Source organism: Bradyrhizobium sp. 521_C7_N1_3 (assembly GCF_052075975.1).
GTDB classification, from domain to species: domain Bacteria; phylum Pseudomonadota; class Alphaproteobacteria; order Rhizobiales; family Xanthobacteraceae; genus Bradyrhizobium; species Bradyrhizobium japonicum.
In genome coordinates this window covers 2612344-2625371 of record NZ_CP197232.1, presented here as the reverse complement: position 1 = coordinate 2625371, position 13028 = coordinate 2612344, and the positions used below count along the sequence as shown (strand labels likewise).

The window sequence follows — 13028 nt, the reverse complement described above, 5'->3', positions numbered from 1 at the left end:
GCTATTTCAGCTCGGTTCGCGGCACGCCCTGCGAGGGATTTTCGGGCAGGTATTGCAGGAAGAATTTGGTCAGGCCGCGACGGCTGCGCAGGATCGGCGATTCGAAGTACTTCCAGGACACATGCGCGACAGCGTAGGAGATCACGAAACCGATGGCTGCGCCTGCGGTGATCTTCACGCTGTCGGGCACCGACATCCCGCCATAGAGCGTCAGCGCCTTGCCGAGCGGGTTCGGGATGAAGTTGTGGACGAGATAGAAGCCGTAGCTGATCTTCCCGAGATGCTCGAGCGGCTTCCACTCCAGCGCATGAACAAAGGCACTGTCCTGGTTGGCGCGTACCCACCAGACCAGCGCGACCAGGCAAAGCCCGATCGCAATGTCGATCGCGGGGGAAAGATACGAAGGGGCCTCGTAGATCACGCCGTTCGAGCACAGCGCGAACGCGACGATGAGGAGACAGGCAAATACGCCGTTGCCGTTCGGGGCCCATCCCTGCCTGCGAAGATGCAGGATCGTGATCGCGCCACCGAAGGCGATCAGGCTGAAATTCCAGGGCGACAAGGTGTGGATGGCGGTGTGATTGAAGCCCGATGAATACATCAGGAAATGGCCGATCAACCCGAGGGCGACGACGCTCATGCAGGTGACGAAATGGCGCTCCAGCGGAAGCAGGATGAACAGGAAGGGCGCGATCACGTAGAACTGCTGCTCGACCGAGAGCGTCCAGAGCACGCCGAACGGACCGGCGGTCCCGCCGATGACGCTGCCGATCCAGTAGTTGGACAGGTACACGACGTGATAGCGGAAGCCGAGATCGGGCCCCGCGTGCTGAAAATAGGACCGGGTCAGGAACAGGATGGCGAGAAGCGCATAATATGCGGGAAAGATGCGTGTCGCCCGCTTGACCCAGAAGGTGACGATTTCCGCCGCGGGCCGGGACGCGGCCGTCTCGGCCTTGCCTCGCTGCCTGTTGAGCTCGCCGATGATCAGGAAGCCGCTCAGGATGAAGAAGATCCAGACGCCGACGCTGCCCGAGTAGAACTGCAGTCCGCACTTGTGATTGAGATAGACCAGGACGACCGAGAGACCGCGCAGCCCGTTGAAGCCCAAGATGCTGCCCGACTTCTCGGTGTTGACGCGCTCAGATCCAGGTAAAGGCATTGCAGGTTCTTTTCTTCGCACGGAGACCGAAAGCTACAGTCCCCTGGTTCTCAACTCAGTCGATTCTTCAGCCGACAGGCGGCCGCCGGCAAATTCCGAAAGAAGGAAGAGCGCAACCTTGGGCCTGTCGATCTCGTACATCAGCCCGAACCTGTTCTCCGGCGGCTTCTTCTGCGGCTCGTCGAACAGCTCGTAGACCATCACGCTCTCGATCTCGACGTCCTTCTGGTTCTTCAGATATTGGAAGGTGTCCCGCAGCGACCGGAGGCATTGCTCCGTCAGGGGATCGCCGGGCCGATTTCCATAGGCCGGCTTGTAGATCTCGGCGCAATTGACCTCGTTGAACGTCACCGGGCGGTGATAGGACGCCAGCTTCTTGAAGAGGTCGAAGGGCGGATTGCGTCCATTCCAGTGCCGATGCGGGTTCTGCCCCGCCACCTCGTAATAGTGGTAGGAGATCACGTCGTATTTGACGCCGCGGGACTCCATGAAGTCGAGGAAGCCCAGCATCGTCGACGTCGTGTTGAGCACCTTGCGCAGATGACTTCCGGTCTCGCGGTTGATCTGGTCGATGGCATCGGACGCGCCGTGCAACACCTGGGCCCAGTCTTCCATCACCGGCATTTCGAAGTCTGCCGCGGTCATGCCGCGCCCGAACAGCTTCTTCCCGTCGGAATCGACCGCGAGCAGGTTGATCTCGTTCTCGAGCTCCCAGTCGGACACATCGTCCTTGAATTGCCGGACGAACGCGTAGGTGCGGTCGTAGCCCTGCCTGTAGAGCGCGTCCCGGTCTCCCTTGGGGTACCGCCCCTTGTCGGTGCGGTCACCGTAGCGGAAGGGGAAATTGATCAGCGGATGAAGCGTGATCGAATATTTTCTGGCGAGCGCAATCGTTTGCCGGAACATCGCGGCTTCGCCCGGCTCGGCATCTTGCGTCAGGTTGAGACCGGTTCTGTATTGCGTGAGCCCACGCTCCCTCATGAGCTGAAAGATCGGCGCGAGATCCCTGCGCTTTTGCGGCGGTCCGCCGACCCCCCACTCCAATGCGTTCGCATGAGAACAGGCGGCAGCGATCGCCCAGGTGACGAGCAACGGCAAGGCGACGAACTTGGCGAGGCGATGGCTCAATCTGCAAGGCTCGGCGTTTCGGGGGTGCAAATCGTCAAAGGGGCAGCAACGAATCACATGCTGCAAAATGCACGCCGTTTCCCCTCTGCACGGGCGGCGTGCGGGTCGGGCGCGGCAACGCGCGCCCGACGTCGGCCTGGCTCAGTAGGCTTCCTGATGGATCAGCGCCAGCGCGGTCTTCAGGATGATCCTGGTGTCGAGCCAGATGCTCCAATTGCTGACGTACCAGATGTCGTACTCGACCCGCTTTTCCATCAGATCGATGGTCGGCGTCTCGCCGCGGAAGCCGTTGACCTGGGCCCAACCGGTCAGGCCCGGCTTCATATGATGCCGGTACACGTAGTTGCTGATGATCGGGTCGTAGTAATTGTCGTGCGCGAGCGCATGCGGGCGCGGCCCGACCAGCGACATCTCGCCGCGCAGAACGTTCCAGAGCTGCGGCAGCTCGTCGATGCTGGTCCGCCGCAGCACGCGGCCGACACGGGTCACGCGCGCATCGCTCTTCGTCGCCTGCGTGACGACATGACCGTTCTCCGCCACCGTCATCGAGCGGAACTTCCAGATATCGAATTGCTTGCCGTTGAAGCCGCGCCGGGCCTGCTTGAAGATCACATTGCCCTTGGAATCGAGCTTGATCATGATCGCAGCCGTGATCAGCAGCGGCGCCAGCAACAGAAGCGCGAACGAGGCAAGGCCGATGTCGAGGCAGCGCTTCTGCGCCTGCTCGAACACGCTGAGCGGCGCACGCTGGATCTCGATCGCAACCGTGCCGCTGACGGGCTGGAACGGACGCGAGACCAGATCGGCGATCGGGAAATCCGGCAGAAGACGGATCGGCTGGGGAACAACGCGCAGGTGCTGGCTCAGCTTCTGGAGAAGCGGCATCTCGTCCCAGTCGATGACCAGGAGATATTCTTCCACATCCGCCGTGCGCGCCTGACGGGTGATGTCGCGAATCTCGCGATCCCAGCCCGCGCCCTCCTCCGACGAATCGAGCACGAAATGCCGTACGACATTGAAGCCGTGCTTGCGCAGATCCTTGAACCGGGTCGAGGTGAAATCGAGAGGCTTGAGGCTGAGCAGCACGACCTTGCGGTCCACCAGGCGACCCCTGGCGTAGCTCGAGGTCAGCGCCAGACGCCACAGCACGCGCAGACCGCCCAAGGCGACGCCGCCGGTGGCCGCGAACAGCAGCGTGGTTCCGCGCGACAGGTCCGCGGACGATTTGAGCAGGAACGCCTCGACGGCGAGAATGGTCAGCGAGATCAGCCAGACCGCCAGCGCCTTGCGCAGCTGCCAGACCGTGTTCATCAGACGATGGTGATCGTAGACGCCCTGGAAGTAAGCGATCGTCACGAACACCGCACCGACGACCAGACCTGCTCCGACGGATGAGTCCTGCTCGATCACGAGCACGCGATACAGGCCGCTTGCCGCGAAATAGCTGAGCAGAACGGCGACGAAGTCTCCGGCGATCAAAGCCACTTGCAGGGGTCTTTGGAGGGCACCGCGTCGGTTCGAGATAACCGAATAATAATTTTCCGAACCGTAAGTTGCTACAGCCATCCGAACCTCGCTGCCTCGTCACCACTCGCAATCAGAATTGCGAGCAAATCGATCTAATTTTGTCGACGTGCGCTGGAGTATATCTTAACTAAACAAAGCGACATTGCGGCACTGCACCGAAAAAATCAAATCGATTTTCATGCAATGCAGCGTCGCGCCAAAGCAATGCTCAAACTACTGTCACACGCGTGACAATTAAGCGGGCATCACGCCGCGTTTCGCACCAAATCGCGTCATTTCGCACAGCATTGTCGCGCGCATTTGAACGGCTGTTCAACCATGCCGCTTAAGCCGTTATTAGGCCGCGGCCATTAACACTCGTGACCAATTCGAGGAGTTGCGTCGTGAGTACGGTTGCCATTTTCAGTCTGCTGATCGGATCATTGCTGGGTGGCCGATTCCGGATCTTCATCCTGCCGCCCGCCATCGTTCTCGGCGCCACGATCCTCGGTGTGGGCTCCGCCTGGCAGGGACATGATTCAGCTCACATCGTTGTGACGATCCTCGTCTTCGCGTCGGTGCTCCAGCTTGGCTATTTCTGCGGCGCGGTTCTGGTCCGCGCGCGAGCGGCCGCCTATCGCGGCAAGGCCGCACCATCGTTCGACAGCGGCAACTCGGCGAGCTTCGCGCAAGCTTGGGGACGGGTGATTCGCAGCGCTGGTGAATGATCGGGCAGGCGCAGGCTTGCCGGCAGGGGTGGAAAAAAACCTGTTCGGGCGCCCAGATTCGCCGATAGCATATTGACATCCCGGGCGAAGCTCTCTGAAAGAGTTGCACCCCATGTCCATGATTGCGCCCCGAAATTCGCCCCGGCCGAAGCTACCGAACGGCGTGCGCATCTATGCGATCAGCGATATCCACGGCTGCGCGCATCTGCTCGAGCAGATGTTCGCCGTGATCGATGCGGACATGGCGAACAGCCGGCCGTATCGCGCGATCGAGGTCTTCCTCGGCGACTACATCGATCGCGGACCGGACTCGCGTCATACCCTCGATCTCCTGATCAACCGCAGCCGCCGCCGCAACACCGTCTTTCTCAAGGGCAATCACGAGGCCTACTTCACCTCGGTGCTGGAAGATCCCGCCCGCGCCGCCGAATGGTTTCAGTTCGGCGGGCTCCAGACCCTGATGTCGTACGGCGTGTCGGCCGCGCCCGGCCTTGGCAAGGACGAGTTGCCCGATCTGGTGCGCGAGCTCACATCCGTGATGCCGCCGGAGCACATCGCGTTCCTGCGCCAGTTGCGGCCAACTTTCACATGCGGCGACTTCTTCTTCGTCCATGCAGGGGTGCGTCCGGGAATTCCGCTCTCCGAGCAGCGCGAGCAGGACCTGTTGTGGATCAGGGACGAGTTCCTGCAAAGCAACAGGCGCTTCGGCAAATACGTCGTGCACGGCCATACGCCGGTGAAGCAGGCCGAGCTGCTCGAGAACCGGGCCAACATCGATACCGGGGCCTATGCCACTGGAAACCTGACGCTGCTGTCCATTCAGGGCAACAGCATGCTCGCGATCTAGCGGCCCCGCTCGCGCGCCGTACCAGGCGTCAGTTGGTGGGGCTCGCCGGAGGCCGGTAGTCCGGGAAACGGCTCAGCATCGCCGCCTTCAGGAACTTGAAATGGGCGATCGAGGCGCCGAGCTCCTTGAGCCGGCGCTGGCCGTTCAGGATTTCCTTGTCGAACAGGTCCTGGTGGTGATTGTCGAGCGCCTCGCGCTCGAGATATTCGTCGTCGCCGTTGCCGATCGTCACGGCGGCGCGCGCCAGCACGTCCTCGACCCGGCGGTTGAGACCCGATTGCTCACGCTCCGCCGCATGCAGGGCGTCATCGATCGCAATCATGATGGCTTCGATGCGGGTGCGATCGGTTTCGGCGTCGCGCTCGGGCGAGCGCGCACGGAACACCTGCTCACCGCCGAAACGGTCTTTCAGGAAGTTATGGGTGCGGGCCCGCAGGAAGAGCTGAAACATGCGTGCATTTTCCGGTTCGAGGCGCCAGACCAGAAAATGGGCCTGCGATGGTTAATAAAGGTTGAATCCTTCGCGCCGCTCGGTGCGGCTTTGCGCCATCCAGGCCCTCCAGGCCCCCTCGTGCTTCTCATAGAGCTCGAGCCTGCGCCGCTCGCCGGCATCGGGCGCGACCTGCGCCTGCTCGCTGTCGAGCCGCTCGAACTCGAACGTCTCCTCAGGCGTCAGGCCGATCAGGACGCGGCGACCTCCTCCATCGACGAAATACCGCCGTGGCGCGTTGTACGTCGGGCTCGTCATGGCGTCTCCCCGAAATCCCGTCATGATTCACTCCCCTCCGCCGCCATGCGAGCCGCAACGCGAGAACCGCACGCCGGTTGTAAATCCTCAGAATGCACGCCGCGCCCTCGCCAGTGAACTGTTCTGCCGGAACGCGGTGGGACTGTAGGGACGGTGGAACGGATGACGCTCCGCGCGCTCGCGAGGCCGCAGCGCGCGCGTCGCATAGCCTGCGCCAAAGCCAGCGAGGAGCGAGACCAGGATCGCGAGCAGCATCATTCGCAATTCGTTCCAGTGATATTGGCAGTCTCATCCTCGAGTTGTGTCGAGATCATGATGACCGCCGCTGATTTTCTCGTCATGCCAGGGATTTTTTGAGCAGCACCCTGCATGCGAAGTGATCGGGCTGGTGCGTCAGCCGAAGAACCAGAGGAACAATCGCACCAGCAGCAGCGTGATGAAATACACCCAGCCCGCCATCGCGATCAGCGCAACGCTGAAAAACGCGCCTTCAAACGCCCGTTCTCTGAGCTTGGTGAGAGGAAGTGCCGCTCGCGCCTTTTGAAGCATCTCGGTCTTCTTGATCTTGTTGATTTTGATTTGTTCGTGCGCGCGCACCATAGCCGAACGAATTCGACGATCTCGTGACGACTCAACCGAGAGAAGCGCAATACTGCTCGTCGGGATTGCTGCCGCATGCATCACGTTTGGATTTTTTCTCGTTCGAAGCTGTTGCGACCAACCGGCGCCGATTCAATTCAAGTTGATCGCTCGAATCTATGTCGTGATTTCAAAGCAAATCATGTCGCGATCCCAAAGCATTTGATTTCGAATCGCGCACAAGTGCTGACGCCGCAACGCCGTGCCATCCATTACCAAGGGAAGGTTGCCGGCCCGAGCTTGGAGGACATTGAGGGCGCAAGGAACAAGTTCCCTGTTCGCCTCCGTCGCCAGCATGGCGTCCAAGCAGCTCCTGCCTGTCTTCGGCAAGCCGATGATCCCGTGCCTGCGATCCATCCTGATGCTCGCAAGCATCAGAAACATCTTCATCGCCACCACGTCGAAGGACCGGTCGTTGTTTCGACGGCTGCGCGACGACGGCTCGGGGATCGGCACTTCTTCCATGCTCATCAGAACAGTCCGCGCGGATTGGCGGAGCTTCCGAGTCTTGCCGCAACGTCGAGACGCGGAGTCGGGCCTCGAATATCGGCTGGCGCCGGCGCCCGCGAGGATTAGAGCGCGGACTTGCGAAGACCGGGTGCCGGTTCTCCGACAACCGGACGTGGTTGCCAGTACATCCGCGATCCCACCATCACGGCGTGCAGATCGATCTTGGTTAGCGAAACTCCGTGGTTATACGGAGCGCAACGCACCGATTTCATCGCGGTAAGGTTGAGCAGTTAGCTTAATCCGCGTTGTTTGTTGCGAACCTTAGCGGATCGCATATCCATCTTCGCACCGGGCTCCCCCAGGCCCGGCCCCACCCAAGCAAAGCCGTCGAGCGAACGTGGGTCCGCTTGGCGGCTTTGTCTTTGTGTCGACGAGAGGATGATTTCGGTTATGGCGCGCAGGCCCTGGTCGTTCAAGGAAGACCGCCGGCTGATGGAATTGGCCAAGTCTTCGACTTCGCTGGAAGAGGCAGCAAAACTTCTCGGGCGCTCGCCCGATGCGATCAAGCGTATGGCCTTGCGCCTCGGCCTGTCGCTCAAATCCAAGGGCACCAAGAAGGGCTGACGTCGGCCGCGCGCGACACGTCATGGACGGGTGCGTCCGCCTCATCAATCGATCAATGGCAGCCGCCGATCGACATGGGCCGATCGCTTTCAGCGCTCTCGATCTCTCCGTGCCCGGATGTTAGACTATCCAGAGATGAAGATTGAACATCGTCCCTTTTCGGCGCAGAACGGTCGCCGGACCGGCTTCGGTCTCAGTTTGATAGATTGTTGGAGGAATGCACCATGTTGTCCCGCGCGCTCGCCGTAGCTCTGCTCCTGGCTCTGCCCTCAGTAGCGTCGGCGCAAGTCCCCGTGGGGTTCGGATTTCCAAACGGCGCGCCGTGGTGCGCCTTCGGTTTCGACTGCCGATTCCTGAATTACCGGGAATGCGCCGACTGGATTTTCGATCCCGCGCGCAACTGCCTCAAGAATCCGTACTTCGCAGCCCACTACCCGACCAACGTCGACAAGGGCTGGTCCTACAATCGGCGTTGAACGTCAGTCCCCGCGAACGGGCTTGGTCATGCGGTCAGGCATGTTGCTTTGTGCCTGAGCGGGGTGGCTTGGTTTTGTCGATGACGAGAATTTGGGCAGGTGCGATCGCCTGCCCGTTCCCCTGACGGCGGAACTCTCAGCCGCGCGCCGCATTGCTTTCGAAAGAAAGCGGGAGGCGGAGCCGTCATGGCAAGCTCTTTCCTTATCGTGATGTCGATCTGGCTCGGCATTAACATCCTGGTCTTGGCAGTCCGGCTTTGGGTCACCGGGCCGAAGAACTGGCAGATGAATGCCCGCCCTCGCCAACTCAGCGCCGTCCGCGTGACATCGCAACAGCACCGCCGCGTTTGACGTCAACTGAATGCATGCGGAATGGGCCGTAGCCACGGCTCCGCGGATCGCCCGTGAACCTTGGTTCATGCCCTCGAGGGTTTGTGAACCTTAACGATGTTCTCGGCTTTCGAAAGCGGCCAGCCGGTCGACCGGCTATGTTGGCGCAATGCGCCGCAATCATCTCATCGCAGCCGCGGTTATCTGTCTCGTGCTCATCGTCTATGCGACGCTGGCCAAGCTCGCGGGCCGGCCGGCACTCATTGGCCATGCGGAGGCCTACTGGGTCGTCGTGATTGAGCGCTTCAGCGCCTATGGTCTGCTGGGCTTCCTGCTGTCCTTCCTGCTACCGGGGCGAGTCAAGCTGGCTTGCGCGTTCGTGGTCGCCGTCGCAGTCGGGTTAGAGGTCTTGCAGGCGGTGACGCCGGATCGTGATCCACGATTCATCGACGTGCTGCAAAAGGCCGCCGGCGGCACCGTCGGCGTCCTTCTGGCCCAGACCATCCTGGCTTTCCTGCCGAGGCCGCCGTCCTGAGGCCGCCGCCGGCGCCGCGCGAACTTACGCCACTCCGCGCCGCACGCTCGGCTGATTGGGCGAAAGAACCCCGGACATCTGCCGATGGGCATCGCGCAGCGCCGTGATCGCGTCATCGAGGTCGAATTCGGCTTCGCGAACGGTCTCGAAGAACCGGGCCATCAAGGCGAGGTTCAGCTTGACGCGGGTGTTCCCGTCGCGGCTCTTGCGACGATCGAGCGACAGATGCATCGCCTGCATCCTGGCCTCGGCAGCGCTGCAGCCGCTGAGGGTCGCGAGTTCGTCATATGTCATCCAGATCTGAGGCATGTCCCTGTCCGCCTTTTGTTATGGGCCTCAACCTAGATTTCACCTCTAAAACTAGTGTTGCCGCAGTCCGGTCGCGCCGTGTTTTCGCGACAACAGCGTCAATGCAAAGCTAAAACCTCGCGCCCTACGACACGGGCCCCTTGGGCGGCGTGAACGGAGGACGCGGCCGGGAACGGCTGTCGAGGCCCTTGGGCAGCTTGTCGGCGTTGAGCTTTACGACCGCGCATTTGGCGTCGGCTGCCGGCGCATCTTCCTGGCTGTAGATCAGCGTCGCCTCGAACTTCACGTCGGGCGCCTCCTTGGCCGTTCCCGAACAGCTCGCCACCAGGCCGTTGCACACACCCGAGAGTTTGACCTCGACCTCATCAAGCCCAAACACACTCAGCGGACCGTCAGCATGCCGGTTCACGGTCAGGACGGCCGAGAAGTGCTGCTCATCGACCCGGTACGAACCACCATAAGTAAAGAAGCTGTCGCGGCCCGAGATCCGGCCCTCGGCCAGATCCACGATGCCGGTGCCCTGACCTCGTGAGGTCCTGAACCAGGCAGCGTATTTACCGTCTCTCAGCATGGGGAATTTTCCAAGGTGAAGATCGCCCTGTATTTGCGACCAACTCTGGGGCGCGACAATGACCTAACGGCCGGCCCTTCGGGCAAGGTTAACGCTCCGAAAACCCAATCCGTCGAATTGCCGCCGACGCGCGACGCCGGCGGCGAACGTCAGAACAACTCTATGCCGTCATCCGCGGTCTCGACCGCTTCGACGCGGCGCGTGGCGGCGATCGACGCAAGGCCAAGCGTTTGCAGGAACTCCCGGTGAACGTCCCGTTCGCGCTCCATCGTGTAGCGTGCGAAGAGATCGTCGAGCATCGCCTGATCCTGCGCCTCCGGCCGCGGCCGCTGCGCGCCCGCGCTCGCGGTCTCGAGGCGCGCGGCAACCGCAGGCAAGGCCGCGGAGCTCTCGCCCAGCGAGCTCATCAGACCTTGCGCCGAATTCATCAGGCCCTCGAATTCCGCGCCTTCATCGACGAGCCGGCTCATCAGCTTGCCGAGCCGTTCGTTGCCGACCTCGACCTCGCGCAGCGCCTGGAGGATCTGTGGCTCGAACTTGGCGAGCTGCGCGGGATCGCCCCGCACACGGAGCTCCTTCAGCTCGTTCGCGGAGCGCTCGATGCCGTCGAGCACGGGCCGCAAGCGCCCGGCGCCAGCCGAAACCTGGTCCGCGGTCGCCTTGAGTTCGTTGGCGATCACGACGAAAGCGCTGCCGCGGCTGCCCAGATGGCTTGCCTTCAGGCCGGCATTCATTCCGATCAGGGTGATGTCGACGGTCGCCTCGGCGAGCCCGGCGATGGCCTGGCGAAACTTTGCCAGCGTGTCCTCGACGATGGCGAGCGCCTCGTCGACCGAGCGGCCGGCGCTCTCGCAGGTGGCGATCAGGGTCGAGGCATGTGCCAGTGCCTGCTTGATGCGCGCGAGAAACGATGACGAGCCGCCATCCTCGCCGCCGAACAGCGTGCGGCCATGGCCGACGACACTGCCGGCATCGTGCAGGATGGCGCTGAGCGCGCGAACGATCTGGCCGATGTCGCCGCCGAATTCGCGCTGGGCGTCCCTGAGCAAGGCCGCCTGTAACTGGCAGATCGCGCGCGCGCCGTCCTCGCTCGCGCCCCGTTCGGGAACGAGGCCCGGCGCAGCTTCCGACGCCTGGCCGAGGCCATGACAGACATGTTCGAGGCGCTGGCGCGTGCTGTCGCCGGCCTGCAAGGAAATGATCGCGCCGCCGACCGCTTCGGCGATCTTTCTGGTGCTGGTGCTCGCGAGGTCGGCCAGCTGGCTGCTGTCGCGGCGCTGGCCGCGCAATCCGGAATAGGCTGCGCCGAGCTCGGCGCTCTCCGACACCAATTGATTCCGGTAACGGCTCTCGAATTCCCTCTGCCGACCTGACGCGGTCGCAACGGCGTCCGACAGGCGCTGCTGGTCCCGCGCGCAGCCCTCGATCGAACCTTGTACCGCCTTGCCGAGATTGTAGGCTTCCTGCGTGAAGGCGAGAAAGCCCTCGCGGTCGCCATCGAGCGAAGCCGCCTCGATCCGCGCGCTGCGCGCGATGATGGTGATCATCTGGATGTGCTTGAACAGCGGCTTGAGCAGCGAGGACGCCTCCGCCGTGCTGGTGCCGATGGTCGCAAGCAGGGCGCTCTCGGCCGGCAGCGCCTCTGCCAGCTCGCTGAGCCGCGCGGCGATCTCCTGTAGCGCGGTGGCGGCGCCCTCGATCTCGGCGCCGGAGAGTTCCTCCGAGAGCGTCGCAAGGCCCTGGTTCAGCTCCTTGAAGATGAGGTGACCGCGACCGAGCTCGTGACCGACGCGTGCGAAGACGTCCTCGATCCGCGACGAGACATCCTCGATCGCGGCGGTCGCTTCAGTGAGCGTGTTGGCCGGAATGGCGGACATCGCAATCAACCTGCCACCGCAACGTGTCCGGCCTGATACCAGAGCATGATCTCGCGCGGGATATGATGCAGCGAGACGACCTTCTCGACACCGCCATGCGCGATGGCTTCCTTGGGCATGCCGAACACCACGCAGCTCTCCTCGTCCTGCGCGCGCGTCGAGGCGCCGAGCTTGCGCATCTCCAGCATGCCGCGCGCGCCGTCGTCGCCCATGCCCGTCATGATCACGCCGAGCGCGTTGGCGCCGGCATGCTGGGCCGCGGAGCGAAACAGCACGTCGACCGAGGGGCGATGCCGCGACACCGGCGGGCCGTCCTTGATCGCGATCTGGTAGCGCAGGCCGATGCGTTGGAGCAGCATGTGGCGGGCGCCCGGCGCGATATAGGCGCAGCCCGGCAGCACCGGCTCGCCGTCCTCGGCTTCCTTGACGCGGACCTGGCAGACGCTGTCGAGACGCCTGGCGAAGGCCGCGGTGAACCCTGCCGGCATGTGCTGGACGATGACGATGGGAGGACAGTGCGACGGCAGCATCTCGAGGACGTCGTTGAGCGCTTCGGTGCCGCCGGTCGATGCGCCGATGCATACGATGCGCTCAGTGGTCGGCCGGACCTTGCCCTGCACCGGCGGCGGGATGATGGCGTCGGCGGTCAGCTTCCTCTCGATCGTACGGCGCTCCGCCCGCGGGCGCACCCGCGCGCGCGCTGCCGATTTCACTGCCTCGCGCAGCCGCGTCGAGCATTCGAGCAGCGCCTGCCGGGTGTCGATCTTCGGCTTCGGCACGATGTCGACCGCGCCCGCCTCGAACGCCTCGAACATCACGTTGGAACCTTCCTCGGTGAGCGAGGAGCAGATGATCACCGGGATCGGACACTGTGCCATGATCTTGCGCAGGAAGGTCATGCCGTCCATGCGCGGCATTTCCAGGTCGAGGATCATGACATCGGGGATTTCGTTCTGCAGGCGGCGCGCCGCCGCGAACGGATCGGAGGCCGCCCCCATCACCTCGATGTCAGGATCGTCGTTGAGGATCGTTTGCAGGATTTGGCGTACCGACGCCGAATCGTCCACGATCAGTACGCGAACTTTCTCCCTCGGCATC

The 13028-nt window shown here is 62.7% G+C and carries 18 protein-coding genes; 6 read left to right on the top strand and 12 right to left on the bottom strand.

Annotated features, from left to right (window positions below; translation table 11 throughout):
- Window position 1 precedes the first annotated feature (1 nt).
- From AB7008_RS11875 to AB7008_RS11865, 3 genes are all read right to left on the bottom strand, one after another.
- Window positions 2-1162: an acyltransferase family protein gene (locus tag AB7008_RS11875; protein ID WP_441258845.1), complete on the bottom strand. Its 1161-nt coding sequence runs from the start codon at window positions 1160-1162 to the stop codon at window positions 2-4.
- Window positions 1163-1195: 33 nt separating this feature from the next.
- A complete protein-coding gene (locus AB7008_RS11870) occupies window positions 1196-2290 on the bottom strand; it encodes a hypothetical protein (protein ID WP_248881599.1) in 1095 nt (364 codons plus the stop codon).
- Window positions 2291-2431: 141 nt separating this feature from the next.
- Window positions 2432-3856, bottom strand: coding sequence for an undecaprenyl-phosphate glucose phosphotransferase (locus AB7008_RS11865; RefSeq protein ID WP_028159058.1), 1425 nt, complete (start codon window positions 3854-3856; stop codon window positions 2432-2434).
- A 344-nt stretch (window positions 3857-4200) separates the two neighbouring features.
- Here AB7008_RS11865 and AB7008_RS11860 point away from each other — a divergent pair, with 344 nt between their 5' ends.
- Entirely contained in the window at window positions 4201-4524 is a 324-nt protein-coding gene (locus AB7008_RS11860) for a hypothetical protein (RefSeq protein WP_248881597.1), read from the top strand.
- Window positions 4525-4636: 112 nt separating this feature from the next.
- Window positions 4637-5371, top strand: a complete 735-nt coding sequence (locus AB7008_RS11855) for a metallophosphoesterase family protein (protein WP_028154250.1) — start codon at window positions 4637-4639, stop codon at window positions 5369-5371.
- Window positions 5372-5399: 28 nt separating this feature from the next.
- Here AB7008_RS11855 and AB7008_RS11850 read toward each other — a convergent pair whose 3' ends face one another.
- From AB7008_RS11850 to AB7008_RS11830, 5 genes are all read right to left on the bottom strand, one after another.
- Window positions 5400-5822 (bottom strand): hypothetical protein, encoded by a 423-nt coding sequence (locus AB7008_RS11850; protein ID WP_028159056.1) that lies wholly within the window; start codon window positions 5820-5822, stop codon window positions 5400-5402.
- A gap of 51 nt (window positions 5823-5873) precedes the next feature.
- Window positions 5874-6119 carry a hypothetical protein gene (locus AB7008_RS11845; protein WP_039146277.1) on the bottom strand — a complete coding sequence of 82 codons (246 nt, stop codon included), beginning with the start codon at window positions 6117-6119 and terminating at the stop codon, window positions 5874-5876.
- 87 nt (window positions 6120-6206) lie between these two features.
- Entirely contained in the window at window positions 6207-6377 is a 171-nt protein-coding gene (locus tag AB7008_RS11840) for a hypothetical protein (RefSeq protein WP_162136531.1), read from the bottom strand.
- Between the two features lie 135 nt (window positions 6378-6512).
- The gene (locus tag AB7008_RS11835; RefSeq protein ID WP_304492918.1) at window positions 6513-6803 is read right to left on the bottom strand and encodes a hypothetical protein; all 291 of its coding nucleotides are present in this window, start codon (window positions 6801-6803) and stop codon (window positions 6513-6515) included.
- Window positions 6804-6875: 72 nt separating this feature from the next.
- Window positions 6876-7229 carry a hypothetical protein gene (locus tag AB7008_RS11830; RefSeq protein WP_304492917.1) on the bottom strand — a complete coding sequence of 118 codons (354 nt, stop codon included), beginning with the start codon at window positions 7227-7229 and terminating at the stop codon, window positions 6876-6878.
- Window positions 7230-7658: 429 nt separating this feature from the next.
- Here AB7008_RS11830 and AB7008_RS11825 point away from each other — a divergent pair, with 429 nt between their 5' ends.
- From AB7008_RS11825 to AB7008_RS11810, 4 genes are all read left to right on the top strand, one after another.
- Window positions 7659-7832: a hypothetical protein gene (locus tag AB7008_RS11825; RefSeq protein ID WP_014497529.1), complete on the top strand. Its 174-nt coding sequence runs from the start codon at window positions 7659-7661 to the stop codon at window positions 7830-7832.
- A gap of 224 nt (window positions 7833-8056) precedes the next feature.
- Window positions 8057-8308, top strand: coding sequence for a hypothetical protein (locus tag AB7008_RS11820; protein ID WP_014497530.1), 252 nt, complete (start codon window positions 8057-8059; stop codon window positions 8306-8308).
- 186 nt (window positions 8309-8494) lie between these two features.
- Window positions 8495-8659, top strand: a complete 165-nt coding sequence (locus AB7008_RS11815; protein WP_304492916.1) for a hypothetical protein — start codon at window positions 8495-8497, stop codon at window positions 8657-8659.
- A 148-nt stretch (window positions 8660-8807) separates the two neighbouring features.
- Window positions 8808-9173 (top strand): VanZ family protein, encoded by a 366-nt coding sequence (locus AB7008_RS11810; RefSeq protein WP_441258844.1) that lies wholly within the window; start codon window positions 8808-8810, stop codon window positions 9171-9173.
- A 24-nt stretch (window positions 9174-9197) separates the two neighbouring features.
- Here AB7008_RS11810 and AB7008_RS11805 read toward each other — a convergent pair whose 3' ends face one another.
- From AB7008_RS11805 to AB7008_RS11790, 4 genes are all read right to left on the bottom strand, one after another.
- Window positions 9198-9482, bottom strand: coding sequence for a hypothetical protein (locus AB7008_RS11805; RefSeq protein ID WP_304492914.1), 285 nt, complete (start codon window positions 9480-9482; stop codon window positions 9198-9200).
- A 124-nt stretch (window positions 9483-9606) separates the two neighbouring features.
- On the bottom strand, window positions 9607-10053 hold the full coding sequence (locus AB7008_RS11800; RefSeq protein WP_028159051.1) for a hypothetical protein: 447 nt from the start codon (window positions 10051-10053) through the stop codon (window positions 9607-9609).
- Between the two features lie 149 nt (window positions 10054-10202).
- The gene (locus AB7008_RS11795; protein ID WP_304492913.1) at window positions 10203-11930 is read right to left on the bottom strand and encodes a chemotaxis protein; all 1728 of its coding nucleotides are present in this window, start codon (window positions 11928-11930) and stop codon (window positions 10203-10205) included.
- A gap of 5 nt (window positions 11931-11935) precedes the next feature.
- Window positions 11936-13027 carry a protein-glutamate methylesterase/protein-glutamine glutaminase gene (locus AB7008_RS11790; RefSeq protein WP_304492912.1) on the bottom strand — a complete coding sequence of 364 codons (1092 nt, stop codon included), beginning with the start codon at window positions 13025-13027 and terminating at the stop codon, window positions 11936-11938.
- Between the last annotated feature and the right edge of the window lies 1 nt (window position 13028).

What these genes read in the sequence shown, in the direction of transcription:
- AB7008_RS11875 (WP_441258845.1), bottom strand. Translation starts at nt 1,162, where the DNA reads ATGCCTTTACCTGGATCTGAGCGCGTCAACACCGAGAAGTCGGGCAGC.
- AB7008_RS11865 (WP_028159058.1), bottom strand. Translation starts at nt 3,856, where the DNA reads ATGGCTGTAGCAACTTACGGTTCGGAAAATTATTATTCGGTTATCTCG.
- AB7008_RS11855 (WP_028154250.1), top strand. Translation starts at nt 4,637, where the DNA reads ATGTCCATGATTGCGCCCCGAAATTCGCCCCGGCCGAAGCTACCGAAC.
- AB7008_RS11850 (WP_028159056.1), bottom strand. Translation starts at nt 5,822, where the DNA reads ATGTTTCAGCTCTTCCTGCGGGCCCGCACCCATAACTTCCTGAAAGAC.
- AB7008_RS11845 (WP_039146277.1), bottom strand. Translation starts at nt 6,119, where the DNA reads ATGACGAGCCCGACGTACAACGCGCCACGGCGGTATTTCGTCGATGGA.
- AB7008_RS11840 (WP_162136531.1), bottom strand. Translation starts at nt 6,377, where the DNA reads ATGATGCTGCTCGCGATCCTGGTCTCGCTCCTCGCTGGCTTTGGCGCA.
- AB7008_RS11830 (WP_304492917.1), bottom strand. Translation starts at nt 7,229, where the DNA reads ATGAGCATGGAAGAAGTGCCGATCCCCGAGCCGTCGTCGCGCAGCCGT.
- AB7008_RS11825 (WP_014497529.1), top strand. Translation starts at nt 7,659, where the DNA reads ATGGCGCGCAGGCCCTGGTCGTTCAAGGAAGACCGCCGGCTGATGGAA.
- AB7008_RS11820 (WP_014497530.1), top strand. Translation starts at nt 8,057, where the DNA reads ATGTTGTCCCGCGCGCTCGCCGTAGCTCTGCTCCTGGCTCTGCCCTCA.
- AB7008_RS11815 (WP_304492916.1), top strand. Translation starts at nt 8,495, where the DNA reads ATGGCAAGCTCTTTCCTTATCGTGATGTCGATCTGGCTCGGCATTAAC.
- AB7008_RS11810 (WP_441258844.1), top strand. Translation starts at nt 8,808, where the DNA reads ATGCGCCGCAATCATCTCATCGCAGCCGCGGTTATCTGTCTCGTGCTC.
- AB7008_RS11805 (WP_304492914.1), bottom strand. Translation starts at nt 9,482, where the DNA reads ATGCCTCAGATCTGGATGACATATGACGAACTCGCGACCCTCAGCGGC.
- AB7008_RS11800 (WP_028159051.1), bottom strand. Translation starts at nt 10,053, where the DNA reads ATGCTGAGAGACGGTAAATACGCTGCCTGGTTCAGGACCTCACGAGGT.
- AB7008_RS11795 (WP_304492913.1), bottom strand. Translation starts at nt 11,930, where the DNA reads ATGTCCGCCATTCCGGCCAACACGCTCACTGAAGCGACCGCCGCGATC.
- AB7008_RS11790 (WP_304492912.1), bottom strand. Translation starts at nt 13,027, where the DNA reads ATGCCGAGGGAGAAAGTTCGCGTACTGATCGTGGACGATTCGGCGTCG.